Annotated in this window: 4 protein-coding genes, 2 pseudogenes and 2 riboswitches; of the genes and pseudogenes, 4 read left to right on the top strand and 2 right to left on the bottom strand. The window is 36.3% G+C overall.

From position 1 onward, the window contains the following. Window positions 1-423: 423 nt before the first annotated feature. Window positions 424-1,755 carry an NCS2 family permease gene (locus tag AC3ASS_RS13065; RefSeq protein WP_488283961.1) on the bottom strand — a complete coding sequence of 444 codons (1,332 nt, stop codon included), beginning with the start codon at window positions 1,753-1,755 and terminating at the stop codon, window positions 424-426. A gap of 126 nt (window positions 1,756-1,881) precedes the next feature. After that, a riboswitch (purine riboswitch) is annotated at window positions 1,882-1,983 on the bottom strand. A gap of 187 nt (window positions 1,984-2,170) precedes the next feature. Next, window positions 2,171-3,201: pseudogene (locus tag AC3ASS_RS13060) on the bottom strand (tyrosine-type recombinase/integrase); the annotation flags it as partial. A 152-nt stretch (window positions 3,202-3,353) separates the two neighbouring features. After that, window positions 3,354-3,552, top strand: a riboswitch (cobalamin riboswitch). 157 nt (window positions 3,553-3,709) lie between these two features. Between AC3ASS_RS13060 and AC3ASS_RS13055 the strand changes: the two are divergent. The 4 genes and pseudogenes from AC3ASS_RS13055 (at window position 3,710) to AC3ASS_RS13040 (ending at window position 7,891) form a co-directional block, all read left to right on the top strand. Continuing rightward, the gene (locus tag AC3ASS_RS13055) at window positions 3,710-5,938 is read left to right on the top strand and encodes a ribonucleoside-diphosphate reductase subunit alpha (protein WP_488283960.1); all 2,229 of its coding nucleotides are present in this window, start codon (window positions 3,710-3,712) and stop codon (window positions 5,936-5,938) included. Then, a complete protein-coding gene (locus tag AC3ASS_RS13050; RefSeq protein ID WP_488283959.1) occupies window positions 5,935-6,405 on the top strand; it encodes a flavodoxin in 471 nt (156 codons plus the stop codon). Before AC3ASS_RS13055 ends, AC3ASS_RS13050 begins: the two co-directional genes overlap by 4 nt. Further along, window positions 6,353-7,393, top strand: coding sequence for a ribonucleotide-diphosphate reductase subunit beta (locus AC3ASS_RS13045; RefSeq protein WP_488283958.1), 1,041 nt, complete (start codon window positions 6,353-6,355; stop codon window positions 7,391-7,393). The genes AC3ASS_RS13050 and AC3ASS_RS13045 overlap by 53 nt, the downstream gene beginning before the upstream one ends. Continuing rightward, window positions 7,390-7,891: pseudogene (locus tag AC3ASS_RS13040) on the top strand (acyl-CoA thioesterase). Before AC3ASS_RS13045 ends, AC3ASS_RS13040 begins: the two are co-directional and overlap by 4 nt. Window positions 7,892-8,283: the final 392 nt, after the last annotated feature.

Genomic DNA, 8,283 nt, shown 5'->3' with positions numbered 1-8,283 from the left:
CATGTATTAGGCACGCCGCCAGCGTTCGTCCTGAGCCAGGATCAAACTCTCCAATAAGTAGTTTGATTGCTCAAAATGATTGACTAGCATGTTTCTTTAGACGCTTTGTTTTGTTCAGTTTTCAAGGTTCAAATTGTGGTGTCCTTCATTTAGCGACAAATATATTTTATCAAAGAAGAAATAAAATATCAATGGTATTTAATTCATGATAATTACCAGTTCTTCGCAAACACCAACTATAATAATATAACAAATCACTATCAAAAACGTCAAGTATATTTCATTAAATAACAAAATTTCTTTTCAACAAAGTATTAGAATCATATCATCAATAGATAATTGCGTCAATTAATTAATCTGTATAAATATCGAAAATAAAAAAAGGCTACTCCCTTTATTCATAGGGAATAACCTTTTTTAATGTTAAACTGGATTATAAGCAAGGAACACAATAAATACTATAAACAAGAAGTACATGATCGGATGTATCGCTTTTACATTTCCTTTAACAATCATTGTAATAGGATAGAATACAAATCCAATAGCAATACCAGTTGCAATACTATAAGTAAGAGGCATTGATATGATTGTTAAGAAAGCAGGTACAGCAATTTCAAATTTTGTCCAGTCTATCTTTCCTAATGATGCTACCATTAATACTCCAACGATAATTAGTGCTGGAGCAGTTACTGCAGATGTTACAACAGATAATAACGGTGAGAAAAATAATGCAATCAAAAATAATCCTGCTGTCACGACTGATGCAAAACCTGTTCTAGCACCAGCTGCAACTCCTGAAGATGATTCAATATATGAAGTAGTTGTAGACGTACCTAAAACCGCACCAACAACAGTCGCGCTTGAATCTGCTAATAATGCTCTACCAGCTCTAGGAAGCTTGTTATCTTTCATTAATCCTGCTTGATTAGCTACACCAACTAATGTTCCTGCAGTGTCAAAGAAATCGACAAATAAAAACGTTAAGATCACCGTTAACATATTTACAGTAAAAAATTCAGGATCACTAAACGCACCAAATGCCGCTCCAAATGTTGGCGCAATACTTGGGACAGAATCAACAATTTTTGAAGGAGCATCAATTAAATTTGTCATCATTCCTGCTACTGCAGTAATAACCATCCCAACAAAAATACCTGATTTAACTCCTACCGCTAATAGAATAACTGTAACAACAATACCAAAAACAGCTAGTAAAACATTTGGGTCTGTCAAGTCACCAAGAGAAACTAATGTCGCATCATCATTTACGATGATACCAGAACCTTGTAATCCAACAAATGTAATAAACAAACCAATACCGGCACTTACAGCATATTTCAATTCGGCTGGTATGGCATTAATAATGATTTCACGAATACCTGAAATAGAAAGAATTATGAAAATAATACCTGAACATAGAACCCCTGCTAATGCGTGTTGCCAAGGCACTCCCATACCTAAAACTACTGAGAATGAGAAGAAAGCGTTTAATCCCATCCCAGGAGCTAGCGCTACTGGATATTTGGCTAACAATCCCATTAATAATGTTCCCACTGCTGCAGCAAGTGCAGTCGCAACAAATACAGCACCTACATCCATTCTCATCTCAGAAGGTAAGTCTGGAATGTCACTTAGAGATAGCATTGCAGGGTTAACAGCTAAAATATATGCCATTGATAAAAACGTTGTTAACCCACCGATAAATTCACGACGATAATTCGTGCCAAGCTCTTCAAATTGAAAATACTTTTTCACTCGTTTTTCCCCCTATTTATTTCCGAATTTTTGTTTCAACCAAACAAACATAAAAAGTCCCGAAAATACATATTTCGGGACTTTGGCTAAGGTACGTGGAAATAACGGGGAAAATTCAGACTCCCCAATATTTACACATTACCTCGTAGTCAAGCCATTTACGGTAGCTTGGTAGAAACTCTTGGGCCATATCCCCAACATTATACGAGTAATGGTATAATTAATATTAAGTTCAATTTCATAATAACAGTTAAAAAGTCCTACGTCAATAAAAATCCGAACATTTTTAAAAAATTTTTTGTAATGTTCGGATTTTATGGTTATTACTCCCACTCAATAGTAACATCCGCCATCAAACCCATTGATACACAAGGCTTTGTGAGCAGGTCATCGGTTTTTGGTGGGGATAATACTTCTATTCATCTTTTGGAACATTATACTTAATAGCTTGATTACCATTAAATGCAAATTTCTTTTCTTCAGCTGTTTGAATCTTAATATTACCTGTCATCTCATCTGCAATCGTTTCATCAAGACCCGACCACATATGAGAATAATGTTTTAAAGTAATTTCTGGTGAGGAATGACCCATTCGTTTAGATAAAATTAATACAGAAACATTAAATTCGTTTATCAAATAACTTGCGTGTGAATGTCTTAGACCCTTTGCTGGAATTGGATGAACTCCTGCAAGTTTAGCATACCGATTAATTATTCTAGCTATAGTTGATTTCCCCATAGGAGAACCATCATATGAAAGAACAAAATCTATTTTACCGACTTTAGCTTGACGCTTTTTCCAATCCTTTAAGATTTTTACCGTATCATCATCTAAACTAATAACACGCCTACCATCTACTGTTTTCGTGTAATTATTTCTTTTCCAATCATTTCTATTTTTAAAAAACAAATTATGATAGACTCTCATTCTTTTGTTTTTGAAGTCTATATCTCTCCAATGGAGAGCTGTACCTTCATTCACACGTAAGCCTGTCATAAAATAGACCCATAACATCACGAAACATAAATGTTCATAATAATCCTCAATATAAATTTGAGAAATAACACGTTCAAAATCATTTTTAGTCCAATATTCAGGTATAAACTTTCCTTTAGAAATTGCTTTTACTTTCATTGAAATATTGTACTCCAAATACTCCATCGTAACAGCATAATCTAAAGAACGCCTGAATGTACCAAAAACTAAACTAGCATAACTTTGAGAATAATTCGCCCCTTTTTAGATAATAACCACGTTCTAAAAAAGTGGACGTCTTGAACAGAAATTTCTCTAATTCGTTTTCCTTTAAAACGATTTCTAATAATGTTGAAAACATTGGTTCGTGCATAAAAGGTACTTTCACTTACTTCCGTTTCATAATAAGGAATATAAATTTCATCTAAGAACTGATCGTAAGTAATATTATAGTTGAAAAAACAATTCAATGCCTTATCAGGTCAGCATTTTTTAGTTGTTCAGTAGCCCCTATTTACATTTCGTCATTTTTTGCACGAATGGATAGCCACTTTCCTATTGTATTCTTAAAATTTTTATGATAGGTTTATAATCAATATATTGAAAAAAATAAAAACCAAATACTATATATAGTTGATTAGGTGGCGCAATGTGCGCCTTAAAAGGGAATTCAGTGCAAAGCTGAAACTGCCCCCGCAACTGTAAATGTGTCGAAAGAAATATACCACTGTACTCGTTTGTAAATGTTTTGCAGACGGTATGGGAAGGTTTCGAGTAGGATACACATGAGTCAGGAGACCTGCCTTTTAACGAAGTTTCAAATCTCCGGGGTGAGGGATTATGAAACGGTGCGAGACGTACTAGTGCATTGTGTTTGTAAACGATGCACTAATAGCCGATTATTGTCTTTCAACCGTTTATCCCTCGTTTCGGATAAACGGTTTTTTCATTTTCAATAAAAGTAATGGAGGATGCAAAATGACAACGATTATCAAGAAACAGCTGATGGATAAGCTTCTTGTGGAAGCAAATAAAGGTTTAGAACTCGATTTGGAAGAGTATAAGGAAAAATGTCGACGGCAAATTTCGGAAAATATGAGTGTTGAAGAAATAACAAACGTGCTCATCAATAATGCATTGGAAAATATCGATGAAGCAAATCCAAATTGGTCATTTTTTGCCAGCCGAATCTATTTACATACTTTGTATCGTGAAGCGGCAAGAAATCGTAACTATGAACCGTCAGAGAAATACGGTGACTTTTACGAGTTAATCGACATGTTGACGAGAAAGGGAATATACACTGAAAACTTACTAAAGAAGTATACAAAAGAAGAAGTGAAGTTCTTCGGGGAACAAATCTCTCCGAAAAGAGATCTTTTGTTCAACTATTTGGCTCTACACACGTTGGCGACAAGATATTTAGCGACCGATTATGAGAAAAATGTATATGAATTACCCCAAGAACGATGGATGATCATTGCGATGCATTTAATGCAAGATGAAGATGAAGGTAAAAGAACAGACCTTGTGTTAGAAGCATATTGGGCATTAAGCAATTTATATATGACGGTTGCAACACCGACGTTAACGAATGCTGGAAAGACATATGGTCAATTATCTAGTTGTTTTATCGATACGGTGGACGACAGTTTACAGTCGATTTATGACGTCAATACCGATGTCGCTCATCTGTCGAAACATGGTGGTGGGATCGGTGTATATATGGGAAAAGTTCGAGGTAGAGGGAGCGCAATTAAAGGGTTTAAAGGAATGTCAAGTGGCGTCGTTCCGTGGATTCGTCAATTAAATAACACTGCAGTCAGTGTCGATCAATTGGGAACGAGAAAAGGTGCAATCGCAGTCTACTTAGATGTATGGCATATAGATATCGAACCATTTTTAGATTTAAGATTAAACAACGGAGACGAGCGAATGCGTGCACATGATATTTTTCTAGGTGTCTGCATCCCGGATTACTTTATGGAACAAGTGGAAAAACGCGGAGACTGGTATTTATTCGATCCACACGAGGTAAGAGAGGTAATGGGTTTTTCGTTAGAAGATTTTTACGATGAAGAAAAAGGTAACGGCAGTTGGCGAAAAAAATATTTACAATGTATCGAGAATGAACGACTTTCCAAAAAGAAGGTTCCCGCTATCGAGATTATGAAACGAATTATGATTTCGCAATTAGAAACTGGTACGCCTTTTATGTTTTACCGTGATGAAGTAAATCGGAAAAATAACAATGCTCATGCTGGAATCATTTATTGTTCGAATTTATGTACTGAAATCACACAAAACCAATCACCGACAGAATTAATCGAACAGTTTGTGGAACATGATGAAATTGTCGTAAAAAAATATAAGCCAGGTGATTTAGTTGTTTGTAATTTAAGTTCGATCAATCTCGGACGGGCTGTCTCTGATGGTGTATTGGAACGGTTAATACCGATTCAAGTAAGAATGCTCGATAATGTCATCGATATTAATACTTTACCAGTTAAACAAGCACAGCTAACGAATAAAAAATATCGAGCAATTGGGTTAGGAACATTCGGTTGGCACCATTTATTAGCGTTAAAAGGGATTCATTGGGAATCCGAGGAAGCTGTTCAATATGCAGATGAATTATATGAAAAAATCGCTTATTTGACGATCAAAGCGAGCATGGAATTAAGTAGAAAAAAAGGACATTATCCGCTGTTTCCGGGTAGCAAATGGGCGACAGGTGCTTATTTTAATGAAAGAGGCTATCAAAGTGAGGAATGGGTTAAATTAAAATCAGATGTGCAACAACACGGGATAAGAAATGGCTATTTGCTCGCAGTAGCTCCAAATTCATCAACGGCGATCATTGCTGGTTCAACTGCGAGCATCGATCCAGTTTTTAAACCATTTTATTATGAAGAAAAGAAAGACTTTAAAATACCTGTTACTGCTCCAGATTTAAACTATCGAACATACGATATTTATCGAAGATCTGCTTACATTGTTGATCAAAGATGGTCTGTTCGACAAAATGCGGTAAGGCAAAAACACATTGATCAAAGTATTTCATTTAACATTTACGTACCAAATACGATTCGTGCATCAGTATTGTTAGATTTACATTTACAAGCCTGGAAAGAAGGATTGAAGACGACTTACTACGTTCGCTCCACTTCTAGTGATGTTGAAGAATGTGAGTGGTGTCATGCATGAGATCTTTAATCGCGTATTTATCATATAGTGGAAATACGGAAGAAATTGCATTTATTATAAAAAGAATATTAGAACGTAAGAAGCATGATGTCGAAATGTATGAAATAGGTTACAATTACCATTTTCCAAACATCTCATCATACGATTATATATTTCTCGGCACTTTTACGTGGGATTTAGGAAGTACACCAGATGAAGTGAAAGATTTTATTTTAGAAATCGGCTATAAACCGCCAAATGTTGCAGTGTTCGGCTCAGGTGATACGCAGTTTGGTGGAGATGAGCTTTTTTGTCGGGCAGTGGATAAACTCGTCACTTTTTATGAAAGTAAATGGGAAGGATTAAAAATAGAACAGTCCCCACGTGGAGAACAAGAAAAAAAGATCGAAAAATGGGTGGAAAGGGTGTTAACTGATGACGAAGATATTACAAAAAGCAAAAACGTTAGAGCCGAAATTCCCTATTAAATCTACAGGACTTTTCGGTGGTGAATCAAGCGGTATATTAAATTGGAATAATATTGCATATCCCCATTGGTATAAAATGTATAAACGTTTAGTCGGGAACTATTGGCAAGCGGATGAAATCAATATGGCAAGTGATGTGAAACAATTCCCAACATTGACTGATGAAGAGAAAGATGCATATTTGAAAATCATCGGTTTATTATCGACGTTAGATGCACCTCAAACGAGAACAGCGCTACTTCTATCACTTTATGCGACAGATCCGTCTGTGCAATCGATAATGGCGGTCATTGCACAACAAGAAGCGGTCCATAATGAATCATATTCTTACGTACTTTCTTCTGTCGTATCGCTCAGTGAGCAAAATGAATCGTTCGAGTTCGGTCGAAAAGATACAGTTTTATTAAAAAGAAATGAAGCAATCATGGAACAATATAACAAATTTGTTGATCAACCAACAATTGAAAACATCGTCAAGACAATTGTATTTTCAATCTTGCTTGAAGGAATGTTTTTCTACTCTGGATTCGCATTCTTTTACAACTTAGCACGTAATAATAAAATGGTTGGCACATCGACGATGATTAGTTACATCAACCGTGACGAATTAGAACATGGCAGATTTATGACCGAGTTATTTAGAGCGACATTGGCAGAAAATAAAGAGCTCAATAATGAATCATTTATCAACTGGGTTTATGATACGTTCCGACAATCTGTAGATTTAGAAATAGAATGGTCAAATTATGTATTAAAGGACGTAAAAGGAATTGACTTAATGGAAATGGCGGGTTATGTTAAATACCGCGCAAATAAAATGTTGCGTATGATGGGGTTAAGTGAGCTATATGAAGGATATACTGAAAATCCGATGAAATGGATTAAAGCTTATGTCGATAATTTCGATAGCACGAAGACGGACTTTTTTGAACAGAAGTCGCGAACTTACACGAAGACAAGCGAATTGAACGGTTTCGATGATTTATGATAGGGTTATCGGAAAGGAGCTTATTGTTGCAAAGAAAAACAGTCAAAGAATCGAGGGTCATTCAAACACGGTTAGTTCTGCCCCCGGACACGAATCATATCGATACCATTTTCGGAGGGAAAATTCTTGCTTATATCGATGAAGTAGCGGCATTATCGGCTATGAAGCACGCTAATGCGATTGTCGTTACCGTTTCGATTGACTCGGTTAGCTTTTTGTCTGCAGCAAAGGTTGGCGATGCTTTGACACTTGAAGCCTTTGTAACGTACACCAAGGACTTCGATGGAAGTGTATGTTAAAGTCTCGGCGGAAAACTTTTTACATGCGCATGAAAAATTAACTACGGAGGCCTTCTTAACGATGGTAGCCGTTGATGAACAGGGTAAGCCGATTAAAGTGCCAAAAGTGATTCCGGAGTCGGAGGAAGAAAAGCATTTGTTTGAAACAGCACCGGCACGAAGGGAGAAACGGATGAAGCGCCGTAAACTCGGCAATTGATAGCTGTATAGGTTGTTAGTAGGTTTTCGCTAAATTTCTTGCTCCCTTTATAATCGGATTAAATGTTAGCTTTCGTAAGAGCAGTAGCCCGCCACGCACATGCACTGGGAAAATTTCGTTTTCGTGAGCGCTGGAGCGTGCCACGCGCATGAACTTGGAGAAATTCTCATTTTCGTGTGCGACCATCTATGTTCTACTGTTTAAGCAGAAAATCCCATGCCAAAGAAACAATTTCGTAAATAAAAAAACACCTTCTACCCAATCTTATGAACTGCTCCCTGTCAAGTAGACAGGTAAAAAAACAAAATATTTGGTGGGCTTGTCTAAAAAGTCCATAAAAACAGAGCGAATGGAGAAAACAATGAGTTTTTCCATTCGCTCTGTTTCCTTAT

Source organism: Bacillus sp. JST-5 (assembly GCF_057747715.1).
The sequence above is the reverse complement of the archived record's forward strand: the minus strand, read 5'-3'. Positions and strand labels throughout refer to the sequence as shown.

Bases quoted from the DNA above. Each gene is read 5' to 3' on its own strand.
- AC3ASS_RS13045 (WP_488283958.1), top strand. From the start codon at position 6,353: ATGACGAAGATATTACAAAAAGCAAAAACGTTAGAGCCGAAATTCCCT.
- AC3ASS_RS13050 (WP_488283959.1), top strand. From the start codon at position 5,935: ATGAGATCTTTAATCGCGTATTTATCATATAGTGGAAATACGGAAGAA.
- AC3ASS_RS13055 (WP_488283960.1), top strand. From the start codon at position 3,710: ATGACAACGATTATCAAGAAACAGCTGATGGATAAGCTTCTTGTGGAA.